The organism is Anatilimnocola floriformis (assembly GCF_024256385.1).
Lineage (GTDB): Bacteria > Planctomycetota > Planctomycetia > Pirellulales > Pirellulaceae > Anatilimnocola > Anatilimnocola floriformis.
In genome coordinates this window covers 4,245,283-4,262,502 of sequence record NZ_JAMLFW010000001.1, presented here as the reverse complement: position 1 = coordinate 4,262,502, position 17,220 = coordinate 4,245,283, and the positions used below count along the sequence as shown (strand labels likewise).

Below are 17,220 nucleotides of genomic sequence, written 5' to 3'. Positions count from 1 at the left end.
AGCCGGAAAGAAAAGAAGGCGCTGATGAAGAAATTGCTCGAACAATTGGACGACTGATGCCGCGTCACCAGTCCATCGAGAATCACCATGCCCCGTCAGTCACTGGCGGGGCTTTTTCGTGCGCGGGTTGAATCCCGCTCTCATCTGTTGACTGCTATTTGAGATCGTTCAGTTATGAACGATTCGGGCAATAGCGGTGGGGTTACAGAAAATAGCTTAGGGGGTATTCCACGCAAGATAGATGGCATCTCGCTTCTCGCTAACATGCGATTTTAGCCCTCATTCCTTGGGGTGCCAGGGACCGACTTTAGGCCAAATATCAGCGCCAGGAGAGAATTGTCTGTCGCATTTGCATTGTCGTTGCGGGCCTCGGGATTTTGAATGCGGCTGCCGTGATCGAAAAGTTCTGCGATTTGGCGAGCCGACCTTCATTTCAGCAGCCACAAACTACTTCAACGGAGTGCTCACTATGCCTAAAAAGCAAACGCCAAAGTCATCGCAGTTCCGCGCACGGAATGGAAAGGGGATGGAACTTCTCACCACCGAACTTCTCAAGGTCTTGCCACTTCCCGACGCTGTCGCCAACCCAAATGACCCGATGGTATTCGCGAAATTGTTCCTGGCCATCGGCTCATGGACGATGTGGGTCACATCATACGATCCGAAGTCTCGACTGCTGTTTGGCGTGGTGGACCATATCGAAGTCGAATACGGCCCAGTCCCGATTGACGAACTGCTGAAGTTCACAGACTTCGACGGGTCGCTAGGGTTCGAGCGAAGTACTTCTTTCAGCGCTAGACCGCTGACTCAGTGCATCAAACGCAGTAAGGCCAGCTAGTCCATTTTCGCAAACATCCTACGAACGGAGTCAGCAAGTGATTAAGAATCGCCGCAACGCGCAACTCAGAAAAACTGCTTATCGCGACCGACTCGCACGAAAGTTCAGTGAGCCATCGGCGGTAACTGAGCACGAATACTTAGAATACCTTTACACGCTTCCAGCAAACGAATCAGTCGCGGTTCGTGAAGCTGGCGGCTTGTGGGGCTGCTTCTTTTTCGTATTGTGGAACTCGATGTGCGGTAAGCTCACGGCTGTTGTTCGCCGAGAAATTTTCAGCCGTCTCGTGACGGCCAACGAGCGAAATCGTCGAAGTCTATTGTCTACGGTCGGTGAACTCAGAACGGTAATGAACGAAGTTGCCGGTGTTGAGCGAGGTTCCTGATTTGGCGCGATCGCGGACGATACTAGCTTTTCAGAAGTTGCTGGAGAAAAAGCGAATGAGCAACGAACAAGGCCACAGAGACGGCAAAGCATGGTTCACCAATACCGCCACCCCAGAAGAGCGCACTCGCTTCGCAGGGAATGTTAGCGGACTCGACCTGGAACCTGACCTCAAGGAGAAACTGACGCATCCGGTAAGCGACGTCCTGGCTGGTCAGCGGCTTCTCACGCTGGTGCGCGGCGACATGCTCGGCTGGCAAAGCTTCTGGAACGACCAGGGCATTTCGCTTGACCGGCTAGACGACGGCTATGTTGTCGCTTTCGCTGTCGGCGCGGCGGAAGCCGCAAAGGAATCTAAGTAGCGTTCAGGTCTTAGTCAGCTAATGTACCAGCCCAGCGAGTTTGCCCCGCGCTGGGCTTATTCGTGCGCAGAAGCATTCGAGCGGCTACAATTCGCCAATGAGCCAGACAACGTCCGAAAAACTCTTTGAGCAGTTTTGCGATTCCAACGGTATGGCTTGGTCACGCGTCAAGGTTGGAAAATCACAGCTCGACATCTTCCATAACATCTACGCTCACGCTCCGCTTCCACCCACTATGTTCGCAGGCGTTGCCAAGCAGCTAACTATACATATGTCCCAAGCAAAAAACTCTTGGCCACCGTGGACGAAGTTATGACACCTGTTACCGCTTCTGTCGATCCTCGCCCGACGCGCCCGGCAGCGCGGAAGTGTTCAGTGTTCCACGAATCATCTTGCAGCCACGCGCGGGGTCTCAGCGTTCTGTCGATCTGTTCTAAAGGCCAGAAGAATCGCTGTGCCCGATCTTCGCCGAACCTGTAGTTGTTAACTACATAGGTTCCTGCGCTGCTGACCGTCACGGACGCTGGCGTGACCATTGCGCAATAACTCGCCACGTACAGCACCGGCAGAGCCAGCGCGATGATAGCGACGATCAGCGGCGCGCGGGATTCGCGTTTCATGGTTTGATTGTATTGCACGCCAGCCGCAGGGCAACAGAATCCGCGCCACACTGACGATAGGTGTCAGTGGGCACGGTTTTTTACTTCGGCGGCATCTTTGGTTTCTTCCGATTTGCGATTGCTTGAATCATCGCTTCTTCCGATTCGTTTTCCGAATCAGCGGGATCACCGTATAGGTGCATCGCGGCGCGATACTCATGAATCAGTAAATAGCGATCATAAACCAGAGATAGCTGCAATTCCCGCTCGCGTTCAGGTCGGGGCATATAGACCTCACTTTCGTCTACCTACATCGTACGCACTCTGCCTCTGACTAACTGTCGTTCGTGTCCAGATGGCGGCAAGTTCCGCTGTTCCATCAGGCATTCCTCGCGCTAGGCTTTTTCATGCGCGGCGTGGACAGGTCGTCGTGGCTAGTCAGGTATTCCGTTTAAAATGGCAATTTTCGCTCGCAGCAGAGTAGATTCTTCCCCTGCCGCTGGCGGCGCACCGTGAACAATTACGCTCGTCGTTCGAGTCCAACGGTAACAATGTTCTTCGCGCGTTATGAAGGCGACTTGCCGATTCGAACTGGTGTCGAACAATTCCAACTGCGCAATTTCGCAGTACAAGGTACGCCAAACGAAGCGCCAGGTACTTTCCGATCCGCTCATCGCTCTTTCCCATCCCCTCTCGCTGACCATCGTGCGTTGAGGAAGGTTGCTAATTTGGAAGCGTTATCAGCGCTTGCTTCACGGCTTCTAAGATGTCATCTATCGTCGCCCTGCCTTTGACCATGAACGAGTTCACCTTCTGCGCTCTTGCCCGCTCAATCAGAGCGCCTTCCTCGATGCCGGTCAACACTACGACTGGAATTGAGAAGAGCCGTAGATATGACCGGATCACTTCCAAAAGCGATGGCCCGTCCATTTCTGGCATCTGCACGTCGGTGATGATTAGGTCAGGGGTTTCTGCAAGAACGTGGGCAAGTGCTGCGCGACCGTCGGGAGCCTCGGTGACTCGGTGACCGGCTTTCGAAAGCAGCTTTGCCAGGGGTGTACGAAACTCTTCAGAGTCTTCGACCAGGAGAATGTGAGCCATTGGTTAAGGAATAATCAACGTGCTCGGCAGGCAAGCAGAATCACCCCAAAGCCTGCCGGAATGGAGGGTACTGGCGTTCGATAGCAACAATCACGCCATGAAACCGTCGCTGAAAAAATCAGCCGCTTGCCGGGACTTGCTCGCAGCTGGGCGTCAAAAATAGAATTGCCGGAACACGCTTTCCCCAGCCATGCTCCCCAAAGCCAAGGAAGTCAGCCGTGACACCTGATTCATGCTTATGCTCGAAATGTGGCAGCGTCATCCACCCTCCTCAGGAAGTCGTCAAGGGGGCGAAGGGCCGAACGCTTCGCGCTGGGGTATGGTGGTGGACCAGTGACCTCGCTGGCTCTTCGGGCGTGATGGGAGTTGAAGACGGTCGGTCTGCGATTGAAGGCTACACCTTCACGCGAATCGCTGATCTACAGACCGCCAAGAGCGTGGGAGCAACTAGCTCTTCTCCTTGATCTCTTTCTTAATTTGGCCAACATCTTCCTTGACTTCTTTCAACTCTTCCTTGATTTCCTTGACGTCCTTATGGACCTCTCTCATGACGTCCCTCGCTTCCGCGATTACTTCCCCTTGTTTCTTTATCAGATCTTCCGATTGGTCAAGTCGCTTGTCCATTGTTACTATTTTCGCAAGTAAGTCTTTAATAAGTAGAGGGTCCGTTGTTTTAACGAGATGGCTATCGAACCCCGCCTTGAGGGCTTCGTGCGGTTCTGAGTAGGCCGTGAATGCAATCAACGGTACGTCACGCAATTGATCGTCTTGGCGGATCAATCTCGCTAGATCGTAGCCGGTCATTCCCGGCATTCCAATATCGGACACGATGCACTTGGGCTTGCTCGATTTCGCTGCGTCTAAGCCCTCTAGTGCCGAGTAAGCGATTCTCGCCCTATAGCCCCAGCTCCGAAGTAACAGCGCAAGCACGTGCGCAGAGTCCGAGTTATCGTCGATGACGAGTACATCGTTGCCTTCGACAGACATTCGTGTTCCGATCCGCTGGCTGCTCTTGGGCCGAGACTGGCTGGAAGCTACCTTAAAGTAATACGTGCAAGTCATCCATATTGCTTTCCCCTCGTGCAGTTGCTGCGCCGCTGTGCCGCAGCGCTTAACTTTACACAGGACAGAGGTTGCCTGCAGGAACGCAATTACGGTTGGGCAGGTGCAGAAACCTGACGTCGCAGGTTGGCTCGTCCTTCGCCACCAATCCTGCCGTGTTCGGCGATGAACTCTGCGCCCTCGTCCATTCCCAGCGTTTCGACATACAGATAGATTCGCTGCACGCAGCGATCACCTTCTTGATTGCCGTCGTATTCGTAGATGGCCATCTGGGTCGGACTGCCGCCAACCAGTCGCCCAATGAAGATGGGAAACTCAATTTCCTGTGTGGCGAAGAGTTGTGTTGCGTCCAGCGGTCCGCCGACGAAACTCACGACAAAGTTAATTCGATCCGTCATTGCAGGTTCCAAACTCTGCCCGCTTCTCTGGTTCGTCAGCCCAAAACGTGAACATGGTACCGCAGGGAACGCACTGCCCCACGTTCTGTGGCAGTCGCACGGGCTTGATGCCCCCCTCTTGAGCCAATTGTTTGTCGCGTTCATAGACTGCGACTTCTTCAGAACCGCATTTTGGGCAAACAGCGGCTTTCACTTTCGGTTGCTGCATGACTCGTCTCCCGCAAAGAAATTCGGGGCGAGGGGCCAATGGCGGTTAGCGGCCCGCAGCGAATAGGTTATTAAGACGTAGTATGACGTATTCGCTGCTATGCTGTCTGTCGGCTAAAACGCTACGTAGACAAACTTGACTCCTCCCCCTCAATCGAGCGATACTCGGCTCGCGTCATTTCCATTCGCGAACTGGGGAAGAGTCATGTTTCTGCTTGTTTTGCTGTCCGTCGTTGCCGCTGAGCCGTCAATTGAGTCGCTGGTGAAAACCAGCGAAGCCAACCGCACCGAACGAATTGCCTACACGAAGACCGAACTGGCCACACGCCAGAAGCGGCTGGCGCTGTCGAAGCGCGGCGCGGTGAAACGCGGCCAGATGGGCACGCACATCAGCGACACGGCAATCTCGTTTCCCACTGCCGAAGCCAAGACTGAGGCAATCGCCGACGCCACCAAGGCCGTCGAAGAGATCACCCAGCAGCTTGCTGCCTTGGAAGCTGGCGACGAAGCCGCGCTGCAACTCTGCCTGCCGGAACTCACCAAGCTCGAAGTCGGCGCAGTCGGCAGGTACAAAGACGGCAAGGCTGTCGATGTGGTCGATGCCAAGCAAGTCATCGTCGCGGTGGCGCGGTACACCGCAGCCACGACCATCGCGAGAGGTAACGCGCTGGGCACGGCAGCGCCACGCCGATTGCCTGATGAAGTCGTGTGGGTGAAAGGCATCGACACGGCGGGTATGGTCACCGATGGCCGCGTCGATCTGACGACGAAGGTCTTCCGCGTCACCGGCACGAAGACCTATGACACCGAAGACGGGCGCAACACGGTGTTCGTGCTGGAACCGTTCGACCTGGCTCCCGCGAAGGAACTATGGGCGAAGATGCACACGAAGGCACCAGCGCCCACAGAGACGACTGCCTCAACGCCAGCCAGCCGCACTTGGACCAGCGCCGATGGCAAGTTCTCAGTCGATGCCACGTTCGCTGGCCAGATCGGCGGCAAGGTGAAGCTCAAGAAGCTGGATGGCAAGACGGTCGAACTCGATGCCGCCAATTTGTCGCAAGCAGACCAAGACTGGCTGGCTAAGCAGAGTAAGTAGCCTGACGGAGTGGGTTTTTGCGGACTTGGCAACTATAGAAAACGTAATCCTGTGACGATACCTAACACCTGCTGGCGACAATTGTCACAACCCGGTAGCAGGAGAGTCGCTAATGGACCGCAAAGCCGAGCTGTTTGAAATCGTGCGACAGGCTCTGGCAATTGGGGAATCCGACCTTTCGCTCGACGACTATCGAGAGTTACTTGAGGAATGCGCAATTGATGTCGAACTGCGCATCCAAGCGATGATCGATTAGAAATCCACCACTTTCGATCGGCGCTCGCGCGTGACAGAATCTGTCACACCATGATGGCCCCGGCGCATCCGCGCTGGGGCTGGTTTTTGCGCACTTTTGAACTTGCACCCCAATGATCGAATTGAATCCGGCGGCGATTCCAACTGCCAACGCCACCCAAATCGAACGCTTCAAGCAGTTTCTCGACCGCAACTTCGGCGGGTGGCGTTCCTCTCTGATCCATGAGGCAGACAGACTCTGCACCTGGAAATCAAGTTCCGTCAATCAGCGCCACGCGAAGCTGTGGGGCGACTTCGTCGAGGTCTGGGACGACACCTCAGACACCGATGGGCCAGATGACCTTTTGCAGCATCGCATCTGTAGCGTGGTCGGCGATCTTACGCCGGTGGCCGTTTGGCAAAGCGGCTGACGAACTACGTCAGCCTTGATTACATCTTAGTGCAATGAATAATTTTCGCGTGGATTTCGCGAGCGTTCGTTCCGTAGACTGACCGCCGATTTGTAGAGCCAACATTACTACTGTCGGGAGGGCGTATGCAACCAATCGTGTGCCCGAAATGTGGTCACGCAACAGTGGCGGAGCCAGAGGTTGTCAGGGGCGGGCAAGGCAGCGCGCTAAGATCGGGCGTTTGGTGGTGGTCCAGCGACCGCATCAACGCGGAAGGCGTTATGTCGGTTGACGATAACCGACCAGCGGTACCCGGTTACACATTCACGCGCATAGCCGACATCCCCAATTTCAGAAAATGAGAACCGGTGTCGATAGTTGGCACTGGGCGTTACTCCGTCGAATGGCGGATGCGCCTAGCCTCGGTACGCTGCCCCGTGCCGAGGCTTTTTTGTGCGAGAAATTAACAGCAAAAAATCCTTGCGCCGGTCGATAGAAGTTGCAACGCCATTCAGTGACGCTGCGGGGCAGGCGCGTCGCTGGATGGCGTTAATTGTTGACACAAGCTATCACTGAGCCTACTCTGGCCGCGAGACTCGAAACAACTAATTCAGGCAAAGTAGCTGTTATCGTGCGGACTTTTCTCGCTATCGGCTTAACCGTGACAGCGTTGATTTTGCTGGTCGTGATAATCTGGATGTGCAAGTCAATTCAGACCTCGAACTGAACTTGCCTAAGGATTTGTGCCTTGTTTCAGGTGCCCAGCATCGCGATACACCTGCGAATCCAAATGTAACGCTCCCAAATGTAAAGAAAGCCGCAAAGTCCATAGCGGTCACTGTCGGGTGCCGACCGAACCGATTCGCTAATGCGCGAAAAAAAACCTGATGGCACATTCCTATGCCATCAGGCTCGTTGACCGACGCGCTGCATTCTTGGAGGGAATCGCCAGTCTGAGTAAAGTTTGGTCACAATCCCCAAATTGTCAAATTGCCCGTTCACTTTTAGCAATACGTTGACGTATTCCGTCACCCCAACTAGGCTAAAATTCCACAGGATAATTCTTGCATCTGTTTTAGAAAGAGCTAGGAATGGCCAAAAAAGCCAAGTCGGGTCCGAACAAGTCCTCAGCGATTCGCGAATACAAAGAAGCTAATCCAACAGCACAGCCGAAAGAGATCGCCGAGGCACTAGTCAAATCCGGTGTTGAAGTCTCTGCTCAGTTTGTCAGCACTGTCCTCTCGAATGCGAAGAAAAAGGGCGGCAAAGTCGGCAAGCGAGGGCCGAAACCCAAGGTGGCTGCCTCGGGCGGAATTGAGCATCTGGTGGAAGCCAAGAAACTGGTGGACAAACTAGGTGGAATCGATGCAGCGAAATCGGCGCTCGAAGCGTTAGCCCAAATCCTTGGATAGAAACTTCGCAGTGTACAGACGTCTCTGACATTTTACTCAAGCCCCTTGAGCGGAGGGGCGATATCTGAACAGGAGTTAGTATATTTTTCGCAAAGCGTAGGGAGGCGCTATGGTAGTCATCGAAGTTCCGCCAATTTTCATGTTCGGTTTAAGCCTCGTTCTTGGATTTGCGCTCATAAAAATCCTTAATGCGGTGAATCCGATTCTAAACTTCTGCCTCAAGCTGATAGTGTTTCTCGTCTTTTTTCAGGTGCTCGCAGCCCTTTGGCTTACAATCAACGGTGCTATTCTGCTACTGCGATCAGCGTTCGGGGTGAGACTGGGCTACCAGCAAATGCCGTTCGGTAGGCTCGCTGAATCTTGGTATCACGTCTAAGGTGAACGGCTATCACTGCCCCCCGGCAGACGGATTAGGATAAAAGGCGTCACAATGGTGATGCACTTGTGGCGGTGCTAGTCTGCCGCCCATGGCACACCAAGTCCAGCGCGATCAGTACGGGGTGACGTTTGCGAACGTTATCTACTCCGTCCGTTTCATGCTAGGCCGACCCGGCTATTGGGGAGAGTGGCAATGTCCGATCTGCGATCAAATGGGTAGGTCGGAGCCGAAAGCGATCGAGTCCGTTGCGCGAGAGGCGGTGTTGCTGGCTGTAGGGAATCACCATCTCGAAAAGCACTTGGGACATTAAGAATGTCATCGCTTTCGGCAATTGCACAGAATTGACCAACGGAAGATGAGCCTGTAGCATTGTGCCCAAAGGACTTACTACCATGCCGTTGCTAGTGTCAATTGTGGAAGTGCAGAATCGCGGAAATGCCGCCAACGAACGTGTCGTTCTAGAAGCGACTGGAGATTGCGATATTGGGTTTCATGTAGTTGCAGACTGCACATACAACCCTGATAGAAGTGTTTCAAACAAATTGCGACACTGCTATTTGTTCCCTAAGCAAATGATTACGACGGGCGACCGCGTAGTGCTCCATACGGGAATTGGCGTGGATTACACTTCCCCTCTCAACGCCAACAATACGACCTATCACTATTACTGGAATCTCGGGGTGGCTGTATGGAACGACGCCGGTGACGGTGTGCTGGTGCTACGGTATACAGACTGGGGTACAAAAGTGGTGCCCTAGGGGCGCACGAAAAAAGCCGCACCCGAAGGTGCGGCAAAGTTCTAAGCTAACGTCTCTGGCCCGGTCGTCTCGAATCCGCAACCAAGCTCTAGCTGGTTCACGTCTTCGTCAACGTAGGGATGCCACTTCTCATTCGCGGGCACGACTAGCGGCTGAATGTCCGTGCCATCGGCAGCCATCGAATACAGGCCACCGGTGTCATCGTCTTCGTCCACGCCGACACTACCGAAGTATTGCCCGTGCCAGTAAATGATTCGTTCCAGCTTGTGCGACCAGTTCGCGCCGCTGATCCACCAGTGCCCACCTGTCGTGCTGCCCGGTGGTGCATCAAGAAGCTCCTGCACGTTGCTGCCGTCGAAGTCGCACCGCATCAACTTGCTGCCACGGTTGCTTCCACCGCTGCGGTAGTCGTGGGCAAAGATGACTTTCTGGTTCGTGTTGTCGATGTCGAGCGATTGGTGCAGCGTGTCGTTGGCCGTGGCGGCTTCCCAAATCTGCATGTCGTTGCTGCCGTCACTGTCGCAACGGCGAATCTCAGGCTTCTTCGTTGACGGTGGCCCATAGGCCATGTAGTAGAAGACGTAAGCATCGTCGCGGCTCACGGCGATGATGCGAGACTGCGCGCCACCGGCAGCTGAATTGTCGGGGTGATGCAGAATCTCAACGTCGTTCGTGCCGTCGTAATCGCAGCGGCGCATGAACCGCTCTCCACTTGGGGATTCGTTGCAGCCATAGTAGATACGTTGGCTGCCTGGATGCACCGCCAGTCCGGCAATCCCTGAGATAGATCTGCCGCTCGGGCAAGTCAGAATCACCTGCGGATTGTTCAAGTTCTTATTCCGCCGACGAATCTGATTCTGTAAACCAATTCCGACGATGTAGTAGACGTTCTCGTGGACATGGTCGAAGGCGAACTTCGTGGCAACATCCGGTTCTTCACCGACAGCAGCCGTGAGTTCGTGAATTGATTTCGCCGTGTCGCCGGTCACTCTGGCCAATTCCAAGAAGTTAGCTTTGTAGATGTCGTTGCAGCAGCAACACTTCTTCCCCATTCGCATTCCTGCGGCTGCCATTAGTCGTCTCCCACAATCGCGACAATGTTCGCGTCATCGCTCTTTGAGCAATACATGCTGGTGATGACTAAGCGCGGACCGCGCCACTCGACAGTGAGCTTCGTTCCCTTCTCCTGCGTTTCATCCGCATTGAGAAAGAAGTCATGGGCGTCGTAGCGAAGACCGGTGGGCATGAACTTCTCTTCGTCTTCGTCCCATTCCATGAACTCAACGAGATTGGCTTCGCCAGCCACAATCTCATCGTAGGCGAAGGCATCCCACGATCGCGCGCCGTGCGTTACGAGATACAGCGGGCGGGTGTCGTCACCAACGGTAAACGTGCCGTTCTGTTTGCCGGGGCCATAGAACTCTTCCTGCACAGCGAGAACGTCGCCTTCCCATTCGTCGAAGCGATCAGTAAAGCCAATCCACACGTCGTCGAAGACTTGCATCGTCTCATCGAAGCGTCGGATGCGGCCAGGGTGAAGGTTGGCTTCGTTCGCTTCGACGACTTCCCCAGCATTGGCATCATCGTGAAAGACTTGCACGGTATCTGGGGCGGTGCTCGGTCGAAACGTAACGTGGCGGCGACGGTTGGTGGGCTTGTTACGCGGCAGACGTTCGACGAAGTTCACTGCCTCTGAGATACGGGCCACGTCAGCCGCAGAGAATCCAAACATTACTGGGGCTCTTCTCGAAGGGTGACGGTGATGAGCAGTCCCTGCGCTTGGCTGCCAGCGGCACCGGCAACTGTCACGACGACTTGCAGCACGTCCCCGTCAATCAGCGAAGGGCTGGGAATCATGCCCAGTGCAACCGTGCGAGCCACGGTGGCATTCGTCAGCGTGAATGGCGCGCTGAGGATGGAAGCGAACGCGCCAGCGCCGGTGCTCTTTTGCAGGTCGATGCTGACGGTGCGGTCACCACCCGTCGCGGGCGTAGTCGTGATTGCCTCGATAGAGACAACTGTCCCGACCGCGCGGGAAATGTGAATCAGCGTCGTGGCGCTGACGACTGCGCTGCCAGGTACTTGCTGAACGTGCAGCGGGAATTGGTGAACCACCTTGGTGGCTTCGATTCCGGCCGCGCCCGCAATCGTGGCGTTGCCAACGCTGGCAGCGGGGAGCGTGAATGTCTTGCATGACAAGTGACCTGCCACATGCAGATCATTGTTGATGAGGTCTTGTGCTATTAGAAACTGAACGCCGAGAACGGACGCTCCTTGTAGACTTTGAACGAAAGAAATTGCACGGTGTCCGGGCCGGGATTGTTCAGCCGTGCGCCCGCGCCGTTGAGTGGCACCGGGTCGGTAACCTGCGAGCCGGGAATCTCATTGCCCGCGACGTCAAATTCCGGGATCGGCACCGGCTTGCCGCCGATCTTTTCGTAGCGGCCTTGGTCGAGGACAGAGAGTTCCCAACCTTCGCGCCGGAAGTGGAACTCGTAAGACACCTTCCAATAGAAGATGTCATTCTCAGTTGCTGAGCTTGCGTCGATCTTGGCGACCTTCGCCTGTCCCGGTGAGAAACCGAGGAAGCCGTCACTGTTCACCGCGTCCTGATAGTCGATGGCCAGGGACGGATTGAACGCCGCTTCATTGCGCGTGACGCTCAACACTGGGCGCGAATCGTCAACCTCTAGCGGTGGGTCGAAATAATGACCAGCCGAATTGACAATTGCCTTCCCGTCGTTGTCCTTCCATGCGACGCGCGAATAGGGAGCCGCTGACCACGACACTTCGGGCGGTCGTTCGAGAGGATTCTCAGGCTCATCCTCGGTCACGCTGTCGTACTCAACCCGCACTTCCCAGATTTTGGGATTGTCGGATTGCGACGGTGTGATTGTTTTCACCTTCGCGCCCGGATCAAACTCGGTCGCGGTGGCGTAGATATTGCCACGACCAGGGATGCCCGGTGCGGTGCGAACCAGCAGCGGGCCATCAAGCGCGCTGTCGGTGATTACTTGGAAGACGCGCGTGTATCGACGCTCGCCCTTCTCGTTGACGCTGCCTTCACGGCCACCGCCAACTTCGCGGACGGAAACAATAGACATGGAGTGGCGCAGAGAGTGCGCGGAAGAAGATGGCCGCAGAGTGCGGCAAGATTAGATTTTGGCTTCGCCGAGCTTCTCTTCGATGCGTTTCTGCACGATGAGCAACTCGTTGGTGAGCTTGGCAACTCGGTCGATAGGCTTGGCTACCGGGCCGAAAGAGGCAGTGAACGCGGCAGCGGTGCCACGTTCGAGAGCAGCCGGACGGTTTGAGCCGGGGTCGGCTTGCGGCTGATCCGTGGCGAGCAAGTCGCGCTGCGCTTGCAGCTTGGCAAGCAGCGCTTCATCGCCACTGAGCAGACCGTTAGCCAGGTCTTGCGGGTTCTTCGCGGTCAGATCGGCAATGCGTTTCATTTCCGCTTGGAACTTTTGCAGCGGCGATTGCAGTGCGTCGCGCATTTGCTGCGCGTCACCAAGACGTTTCTTATCGCCTTCGCGGCGAGTCAGTTCATCCGACAATGCTTGCGCTTGCGCCAGCTTTTTCGGATCTGCATCCTCGCGACGCAATTTCTCGATTTCAGCGGCGCGACCTTCCAAACCGAACAAATCAAGTTGCTCTTTGTACTTGGCAACGAGCTTGCTAACGCTGTCCGCTGATTCGTCGAACGACTCTGCGAGACCTTTGTTCTGCTTCGTTATCTGCGCCGTTGCTTCCGCTGCCTTCTGAGCACCGTTGCGGATGTTGTCGAAGAACGCGGTGACCTTCTCGCCGGACGATTTGCCGATGAGCCGCTCTTGAAAGTCGGTGCCGATGGCATCGGCAGCGGCGTGCAGTTCGTTGTCTAGCGAATCGAGGAAGGTCGTATCGACCTCGTACCCCATTTGCTGAACAACCCAAGCAATACCTTTGCCGACTTGAATCCACAGACTGGCGATGTAAGCCAGCCCCTTCGTGATGAGATACTGTGCGCCCTTGAAGCCAAGGACAAGCACGTCCCACATATCGGCGACGAAAGCAATGGATTTCGCCAAGACCTCGAAGCCAACGCTCACGACCATCCCGACGCGGTTACCTTCGAGACCGAAGTTCACCAGCGCGGTGGCAGCTTGCTCGATGAACGGCGCGACTTCGACAGCCACGCGATTCGCGATGCCGCCGAGCACCTTCCACATCTTATCGAGCGCGTCATTGGCAGCGCCAACCTTCGCAGCATCGACATCGGTGATAGTGTTGCCGAGCTTGTCGGACTCTTCCATCAGCACGCGGATGGCATCACCACCGCTGTTGAAGGTATTGATGAGCCCTTCACCTTGCTTGCCGAAGATGGCCAGCGCGGCAGATGCTTTGTCAGACGGCGATTCGAGCTTGCCGATGCCATCGGCAATTTGCACGAATGCCTCGGCGGGGTCGAGTTCTTTCAACGCTGTGGCGCTGAGACCGATTTCAGCCAGCGTGTCGGCGAACTCGCCACCTTCTTTGGCTTTGCCCAAGTTGGCGTTGAGCTTGCCCAGCGCGGGTGCGACCGATTCCGCTTCGGAGCCGGTCAGTTGCGCAGCGTATTGCAGACGCGAAAGCGCTTCGGTTGTGACACCAATGCGCCCAGCCAGGTCTCCGGTGGCGTCGATGGTTTCCATCGAGCCCTTCACCATCGACTGAAAGCCAGCCAGCAACGCGCCAGCGCCAAGCGCCGCGCCGATGCCAGCAATTGCAACGCCGAGACCGGGAATGGCGCTGGCCGCAGACGAGACGCCAGAAGCCAGGCTCTTGACGGTCTCTGTTGCTTTCTTTGCACCTGCCGAGAATGCGGCGGTGCTCATGCCCAAATTGACGTTCAGGCTTCCGATTGTTGCCATTAGTTGCTCGCAAGAGTGCGAAAGATGGCGAGCATTTGCTCAGCCGTTTGCCGCTTTGGACGTGGTTTCGGCGGTGGTTTGACCGGCAGGAAATCCTGCGGCTTGAAGGTTCCGCCGTTCTTCTTTCCGACTATGTTGCCGACCAACGTGCAGATGGACGCGGTTTGAAGCCAGTCGTTGCCAAATGGCTCAAACTGGTAATCCGCCATCCATTCGGATAGTTCGGCGGATGAGATACGGTCGAGAAGTTCCTCGACCGTCATGCCCAGATGGCCGGCAAGCAGAAAGTAGAATCGACGCTCAGGCCGGTCGGTTAGTTTTTTACGAGTTCGTCCTGATCGTCTTTGCTCAACTTATTGAGTCGAGACGCAACAGCGAAGATGTCTGACAATGGTCCCGGCGATTTCTCACCGAGCCATTCGGCATCGGCATCAGTGAAGATGCGTTTGCCATCAGCATCGTGAACTACGCGAACGGCGAGCGTTGCCCGTAGGTTCACATGGTTACCCTTCCGATTGAGGCAATCCTGCTCCCATGAATCGCGGTCTCTGCCGCTCATGGTGCAAACCCAAACGCCGTGTTTCGTCTTGTCGAATGTCTCGCCTTCGGGTGTCCAACTCTCCGTGGGCACCCATTCACGCGGGCGATCTTGCGCACCGCGAATTTGTTCTTTCGTCAACATGCTGGTTTGTTCCTAGAATCAGGGGGTGATGACCACGGGGCCGGTAAGCTTCACCGAAAGACTGGCGGTGACGACTCCGTCAACCGCGATCTCGTCAAACGCATATCCGGTGACGATGCCGCTGAAGCCGACTGTGGCCGCGCCCGTGTCGGTGAAAAGCACCTTCCACGTCTCAACGGCACCACCTTGAAAGGCAGTCCAAAGCGCAGCGTGCGTGGCGTGGGACGCATCCCACTCAAGGGTGAAATCAATCGAGCCACCGTCAGGGATGGTCGAGATGTATTCGCGCCACGTCGAAAGCAGGTGGGTCGTTTCGACCGTACCCATTTCCATCGACGGGGGAGTCATGCTCACGACTTGCGCGATGTCGGTGAGCGTGGACGAAATTGACAATTGCAACTTCGTCCCTTTGCCAGCGGTATACGCCATTGGCCAGAGTTCCTTGGGGCTGTGCGCGAGAGTCGCGCGGAAGAAGGCGCTGAGCGCCGGTTAGAAAGTCGGAATCGACTCGTCGTACCGAATGCGGTACTTGAGTGAGATGCGATAGATGCCGTTGTCGCTGCCGTCAGACGGCACTTCAAAAGCGTCTACTTCGTCATCGAGAATCACAGCGCGAACGCTGACGCTGCCCATCGTGCCGCTAAAGCCTTGCATCTTTTGACGCACGGCTTCGGCAAGTTGGTCAGCGGCTTCGTAGCTGTCGGCCCAGCAGTCAAGTTCAAAGACTGGAATTGCAGAGCCGGTTGCTTGTTTCAAGTTGTGGTCGTGGCCACCCGTAGTGCGCGCATACGTGATGGCGGGACGGGCAGCGGACTGAGGCAGAACAAGCGGGAAGATGCGCGAACCAACTAGGTTCGCAAGATTGGTGGCCAGATACTGGCGCAGACTAGATCGGATCATGCAGCGTCTTTGATGCCCTGCCGCATAGAATCGGCGATGGCCTTGGCGGCTGCCTCTTTCTTCGAGTCGAAAGCGGGGCCAAGGTAGGGTTTAGCGGGGATGTCTTTGCGGTTTTCGAGCTTGCGAGAGCCAGCCTTGTGACCGTATTCGAGGAAGGCGGCGTAGTACGATTCGCCCTTGAAGTCGCCCGATGCCGTTTGCACGACGAAGCGAACGGTGCCTTTTTTGCGTTTGCCCGCGCGAACCTTGAGGCTCTTTTTCAGCACCCCGGATTGTTTGGGCGCTGCGGCTTTGGCTGCCGTGAGAATGATCTTCGCGCCAGCGCGAAGCGCTTTGGTGACGATTTTCTTCGACACCTTGTCATCGAGTGCTTTCAGTTTCCGGTTGAGTTCCGCGCCACCTTCTAAAGTGACACGACCTTTCACACGGTCTCCTTGCAGAGCAGTTCCAGCATCACGCCGCGTTCATCGGTATTGATGACGGACTCGATGTGGAAGATGCGATGGCACCACACCACACGCATCAGCGGGCCGATGCATGGGACGTAGCGAACCACGATGCGATGTGAGACATCGGCTTGAACTTGCTGAGCGGCGAAGAACTCGCGCGCTGACAGTGGCGTGATTGACGCATCGCACGTTGCCACGCGATGCCAGGTTGTTTCCGTTTCGCCGTATTCGGTTTGTCGTTCGAGCGGCTTTTGGATTTCAACTAAATGCCGCAGGGAACCCGCTTTCATAGCGTCCCCCATTGCTCGGACATCAGCAGCGATTCGACGGCCATCGGCACTTCGGTCAGACCACCTTCGTTGACGGCTTCGCGATGCTCGTAGTAGTGAGCCGCAAGCATCTTGATGGCAGTCGTAACGGTGGCGGGCACCGTGTCGTAACCGGCGACGAAGGTGACCTTCACCGCACCGGGTTGGTTGCGGGCCGTGGGCCAACATCCGACCGGCACGATGCGACCGGGCTCGGTAGTCGAATCGACGTAATAGGTGTCGGATGCGACTGTCTGAGTCGTGCCGTTGCCATCGACGAACGTGATGCTGGTGACGGATTGCAGCGGCGGCAGCGGCAGTCTCATCTCAGCCGGGAAGCAATCGAGCGACATCCGCCAAGTGGCGGGCATCAGTTGCCGACGCAGAAAGGTTTCGCTGTACTGCCGGGCAGCGGTCACGAATGCAGAGATTGTTGTGTCTTCATCTTCGCGCGAGATGCGCGCGTGTTGTTTCATGTCGGCAAGGCTCACCGGTTCACTGACCGGGGGCGTCACCAGTTCCAGGCCGTAGCGTGTCATGCTTCTTTCGTTTCAGAGAGGCGGTCTCGGTGGTGCGTGTGGCAATCCCCGAGTCCAACCAAGCGGCAGCCATTTCGGCGGGAATGTGAGTGCCAACGTCGATGAGTTGGCCGGGAGCGAAGGACCAGTCAGCCGAAGCGATGCTGGTCTCGATGCGAATTTGCATGAGTCTCAAAGTCTCACGAGTTAGAAAAACGTCCCCCG

The 17,220-nt window shown here is 55.9% G+C and carries 26 protein-coding genes; 7 read left to right on the top strand and 19 right to left on the bottom strand.

Features of this window, described 5'->3' with window-relative positions; genetic code table 11:
- Positions 1–469: 469 nt before the first annotated feature.
- The 3 genes from M9Q49_RS16520 to M9Q49_RS16510 are packed head-to-tail and all read left to right on the top strand — an operon-like array spanning position 470 to position 1,584.
- Positions 470–838 carry a DUF2958 domain-containing protein gene (locus M9Q49_RS16520; RefSeq protein ID WP_254509908.1) on the top strand — a complete coding sequence of 123 codons (369 nt, stop codon included), beginning with the start codon at positions 470–472 and terminating at the stop codon, positions 836–838.
- Positions 839–875: 37 nt separating this feature from the next.
- Entirely contained in the window at positions 876–1,223 is a 348-nt protein-coding gene (locus tag M9Q49_RS16515; RefSeq protein ID WP_254509907.1) for a hypothetical protein, read from the top strand.
- Between the two features lie 55 nt (positions 1,224–1,278).
- Positions 1,279–1,584 carry a hypothetical protein gene (locus M9Q49_RS16510; protein ID WP_254509906.1) on the top strand — a complete coding sequence of 102 codons (306 nt, stop codon included), beginning with the start codon at positions 1,279–1,281 and terminating at the stop codon, positions 1,582–1,584.
- Between the two features lie 263 nt (positions 1,585–1,847).
- Here M9Q49_RS16510 and M9Q49_RS16505 read toward each other — a convergent pair whose 3' ends face one another.
- The 6 genes from M9Q49_RS16505 to M9Q49_RS16480 form a co-directional block, all read right to left on the bottom strand.
- Complete coding sequence (locus M9Q49_RS16505) at positions 1,848–2,204, bottom strand: hypothetical protein (RefSeq protein WP_254509905.1); 357 nt, start codon at positions 2,202–2,204, stop codon at positions 1,848–1,850.
- A gap of 80 nt (positions 2,205–2,284) precedes the next feature.
- Positions 2,285–2,470, bottom strand: a complete 186-nt coding sequence (locus M9Q49_RS16500; RefSeq protein WP_254509904.1) for a hypothetical protein — start codon at positions 2,468–2,470, stop codon at positions 2,285–2,287.
- Between the two features lie 436 nt (positions 2,471–2,906).
- Positions 2,907–3,284, bottom strand: coding sequence for a response regulator (locus M9Q49_RS16495; protein WP_254509903.1), 378 nt, complete (start codon positions 3,282–3,284; stop codon positions 2,907–2,909).
- Positions 3,285–3,731: 447 nt separating this feature from the next.
- The gene (locus M9Q49_RS16490; RefSeq protein WP_254509902.1) at positions 3,732–4,271 is read right to left on the bottom strand and encodes a response regulator; all 540 of its coding nucleotides are present in this window, start codon (positions 4,269–4,271) and stop codon (positions 3,732–3,734) included.
- A gap of 164 nt (positions 4,272–4,435) precedes the next feature.
- Positions 4,436–4,744 carry a hypothetical protein gene (locus M9Q49_RS16485; RefSeq protein ID WP_254509901.1) on the bottom strand — a complete coding sequence of 103 codons (309 nt, stop codon included), beginning with the start codon at positions 4,742–4,744 and terminating at the stop codon, positions 4,436–4,438.
- The gene (locus M9Q49_RS16480; RefSeq protein ID WP_254509900.1) at positions 4,728–4,952 is read right to left on the bottom strand and encodes a hypothetical protein; all 225 of its coding nucleotides are present in this window, start codon (positions 4,950–4,952) and stop codon (positions 4,728–4,730) included. Before M9Q49_RS16480 ends, M9Q49_RS16485 begins: the two co-directional genes overlap by 17 nt.
- A gap of 204 nt (positions 4,953–5,156) precedes the next feature.
- On the opposite strand from M9Q49_RS16480, the gene M9Q49_RS16475 reads away from it, so the two are divergent.
- The 4 genes from M9Q49_RS16475 (at position 5,157) to M9Q49_RS16460 (ending at position 8,106) form a co-directional block, all read left to right on the top strand.
- Entirely contained in the window at positions 5,157–6,050 is an 894-nt protein-coding gene (locus M9Q49_RS16475; protein WP_254509899.1) for an SHD1 domain-containing protein, read from the top strand.
- A 112-nt stretch (positions 6,051–6,162) separates the two neighbouring features.
- The gene (locus tag M9Q49_RS16470) at positions 6,163–6,306 is read left to right on the top strand and encodes a hypothetical protein (protein WP_254509898.1); all 144 of its coding nucleotides are present in this window, start codon (positions 6,163–6,165) and stop codon (positions 6,304–6,306) included.
- Between the two features lie 112 nt (positions 6,307–6,418).
- Positions 6,419–6,715, top strand: a complete 297-nt coding sequence (locus tag M9Q49_RS16465) for a hypothetical protein (RefSeq protein ID WP_254509897.1) — start codon at positions 6,419–6,421, stop codon at positions 6,713–6,715.
- 1,070 nt (positions 6,716–7,785) lie between these two features.
- The gene (locus M9Q49_RS16460; RefSeq protein ID WP_254509896.1) at positions 7,786–8,106 is read left to right on the top strand and encodes a hypothetical protein; all 321 of its coding nucleotides are present in this window, start codon (positions 7,786–7,788) and stop codon (positions 8,104–8,106) included.
- A gap of 1,178 nt (positions 8,107–9,284) precedes the next feature.
- Here M9Q49_RS16460 and M9Q49_RS16455 read toward each other — a convergent pair.
- The 13 genes from M9Q49_RS16455 to M9Q49_RS16395 are packed head-to-tail and all read right to left on the bottom strand — an operon-like array spanning position 9,285 to position 17,182.
- The gene (locus M9Q49_RS16455; protein ID WP_254509895.1) at positions 9,285–10,316 is read right to left on the bottom strand and encodes a hypothetical protein; all 1,032 of its coding nucleotides are present in this window, start codon (positions 10,314–10,316) and stop codon (positions 9,285–9,287) included.
- Complete coding sequence (locus M9Q49_RS16450; RefSeq protein ID WP_254509894.1) at positions 10,316–10,975, bottom strand: hypothetical protein; 660 nt, start codon at positions 10,973–10,975, stop codon at positions 10,316–10,318. The genes M9Q49_RS16455 and M9Q49_RS16450 overlap by 1 nt, the downstream gene beginning before the upstream one ends.
- Entirely contained in the window at positions 10,975–11,442 is a 468-nt protein-coding gene (locus M9Q49_RS16445; RefSeq protein WP_254509893.1) for a hypothetical protein, read from the bottom strand. Before M9Q49_RS16445 ends, M9Q49_RS16450 begins: the two co-directional genes overlap by 1 nt.
- A gap of 44 nt (positions 11,443–11,486) precedes the next feature.
- Positions 11,487–12,347 carry a hypothetical protein gene (locus M9Q49_RS16440; RefSeq protein ID WP_254509892.1) on the bottom strand — a complete coding sequence of 287 codons (861 nt, stop codon included), beginning with the start codon at positions 12,345–12,347 and terminating at the stop codon, positions 11,487–11,489.
- A gap of 51 nt (positions 12,348–12,398) precedes the next feature.
- Positions 12,399–14,138: a hypothetical protein gene (locus tag M9Q49_RS16435; RefSeq protein ID WP_254509891.1), complete on the bottom strand. Its 1,740-nt coding sequence runs from the start codon at positions 14,136–14,138 to the stop codon at positions 12,399–12,401.
- The gene (locus M9Q49_RS16430; RefSeq protein ID WP_254509890.1) at positions 14,138–14,401 is read right to left on the bottom strand and encodes a phage tail assembly protein T; all 264 of its coding nucleotides are present in this window, start codon (positions 14,399–14,401) and stop codon (positions 14,138–14,140) included. Before M9Q49_RS16430 ends, M9Q49_RS16435 begins: the two co-directional genes overlap by 1 nt.
- A 50-nt stretch (positions 14,402–14,451) precedes the next feature.
- Entirely contained in the window at positions 14,452–14,820 is a 369-nt protein-coding gene (locus M9Q49_RS16425) for a hypothetical protein (RefSeq protein ID WP_254509889.1), read from the bottom strand.
- Positions 14,821–14,838: 18 nt separating this feature from the next.
- The gene (locus tag M9Q49_RS16420; RefSeq protein WP_254509888.1) at positions 14,839–15,249 is read right to left on the bottom strand and encodes a phage tail tube protein; all 411 of its coding nucleotides are present in this window, start codon (positions 15,247–15,249) and stop codon (positions 14,839–14,841) included.
- A gap of 60 nt (positions 15,250–15,309) precedes the next feature.
- Complete coding sequence (gp17, locus tag M9Q49_RS16415; protein WP_254509887.1) at positions 15,310–15,720, bottom strand: tail completion protein gp17; 411 nt, start codon at positions 15,718–15,720, stop codon at positions 15,310–15,312.
- Positions 15,717–16,145 carry an HK97-gp10 family putative phage morphogenesis protein gene (locus tag M9Q49_RS16410; protein ID WP_254509886.1) on the bottom strand — a complete coding sequence of 143 codons (429 nt, stop codon included), beginning with the start codon at positions 16,143–16,145 and terminating at the stop codon, positions 15,717–15,719. Before M9Q49_RS16410 ends, gp17 begins: the two co-directional genes overlap by 4 nt.
- Positions 16,142–16,459 (bottom strand): phage head closure protein, encoded by a 318-nt coding sequence (locus M9Q49_RS16405; protein ID WP_254509885.1) that lies wholly within the window; start codon positions 16,457–16,459, stop codon positions 16,142–16,144. The genes M9Q49_RS16410 and M9Q49_RS16405 overlap by 4 nt, the downstream gene beginning before the upstream one ends.
- Positions 16,456–17,016, bottom strand: a complete 561-nt coding sequence (locus tag M9Q49_RS16400; RefSeq protein WP_254509884.1) for a head-tail connector protein — start codon at positions 17,014–17,016, stop codon at positions 16,456–16,458. Before M9Q49_RS16400 ends, M9Q49_RS16405 begins: the two co-directional genes overlap by 4 nt.
- Complete coding sequence (locus M9Q49_RS16395) at positions 16,973–17,182, bottom strand: hypothetical protein (protein WP_254509883.1); 210 nt, start codon at positions 17,180–17,182, stop codon at positions 16,973–16,975. Before M9Q49_RS16395 ends, M9Q49_RS16400 begins: the two co-directional genes overlap by 44 nt.
- Between the last annotated feature and the right edge of the window lie 38 nt (positions 17,183–17,220).